The organism is Brevibacterium mcbrellneri ATCC 49030 (assembly GCF_000178455.1).
In the GTDB taxonomy this organism is placed as follows: Bacteria; Actinomycetota; Actinomycetes; order Actinomycetales; family Brevibacteriaceae; genus Brevibacterium; species Brevibacterium mcbrellneri.
In genome coordinates, this window is the sequence record NZ_ADNU01000029.1 from 1 (window position 1) to 1,247 (window position 1,247).

Annotated in this window: 1 protein-coding gene and 1 pseudogene; one reads left to right on the forward strand and one right to left on the reverse strand. The window is 63.8% G+C overall.

The annotated features are described in order from the left end of the window. A pseudogene (locus HMPREF0183_RS13040) lies at positions 1-477 on the forward strand (hypothetical protein); the annotation flags it as partial. Between the two features lie 427 nt (positions 478-904). On the opposite strand, the gene HMPREF0183_RS13495 reads toward HMPREF0183_RS13040, so the two are convergent. Then, entirely contained in the window at positions 905-1,195 is a 291-nt protein-coding gene (locus HMPREF0183_RS13495) for an HAD-IA family hydrolase (protein WP_083801449.1), read from the reverse strand. Between the last annotated feature and the right edge of the window lie 52 nt (positions 1,196-1,247).

Here is a 1,247-nt window from a genome sequence, read left to right on the forward strand (position 1 = left end):
GACGACACGGACCCCGCCGCCGAACTCGCCGCGTGGCTCGATCGGGTCACGCTGAACCAGGCTGTTCGCCGCAGCGGGAACCGGCGCCGCGTCGCCGGGCTCATCCCAACACCGGCCGAGCCTGTCTCCGAAGACATGCGTGCCGCCCTCGCGGAGCGGCAGGAGCTCGTCGAATCGGCTGCGGGAGGGCTGCTCCACTACGCGATCAGCGAGGGCGAGTCGTGGATCAAGCGGCTCGGCGCACCGGGAGATGACGCACGGTCCCGTACCGTGTGGATAGGGCACGCCACGACGGTCGCCTTGTACGGCACCGCTACGGCATCGCTGATCCGAAGCCCCTGGGAGCGGCCAAGAGGATCACGTCGGCCCAGCAAGCTGTCGAGTACCGGTATGCCTCCGCTGCGCTCCGCAGAGCCCAGGCGAAGGAAGCACCCTCCCCCGTACGACCATCCCACAGCACTTCCAGGAAAGACCTGAGTCGCGGCCTATAGCCAGAGGCATGCTAGGACTTGGGCGCCGCTCCGTCCCAGCTGCGTCGTTTCGTCAGATGCCACGAGCCGCACAAGGGGCATTCATAGATACGCAACGGTCCAGCATACCGTGATCGACGCAACGCCACGCGCGCGACCTCGCCGTAGTCGCCATACTGACGCTTGCCGGTTTCGGAGCACAGCGGGCTACGACGCGGTGGGTGTCGCTTCTTCTTGGGATGCCGAGCCATACCTCCTCCGCTTTCCACCCGTGGAAGTCACTGGCCGTGCGAGTGATACTCCTGTTCGACTTCGTCCTTGACTTCTTCCCACCACTCGCGATGAGTCTTGTACCACTCGACCGTTTGCTGGAGTCCTTCGCGGAATTCAGTGTATCGAGGCGCCCAATTGAGTCCTGCCTCCAGTTTCGTGGTTCAAGTGCGTATCGGCGGTCGTGCCCTGTCCGGTCTCGAACGTACTCGATATCTTCCTTGTCGCGTTCCATTATGTCGAGAATGGCCCTGGTTGATTCCCGCTTCCGTCAGCACCTGGAATCCTGCGGTCGAATCTTCGAATCCCAGGCAGTGTCGAGGGTCGACTGCGAGGCGACGCGCGGCCGCAAGGAACCCTCCCGGTGATGGTTTCCCTTCGATCACATCCTCTACACAGATCGTGACCGCGGGGATAGGCAGCCCCGCGCCGCAGAGCCGGGCTTCCATCACCATTCTGGGGCTGCAGTCACGACTGCCCACTGATTCTTGGGAAGTGCGCGCGTGG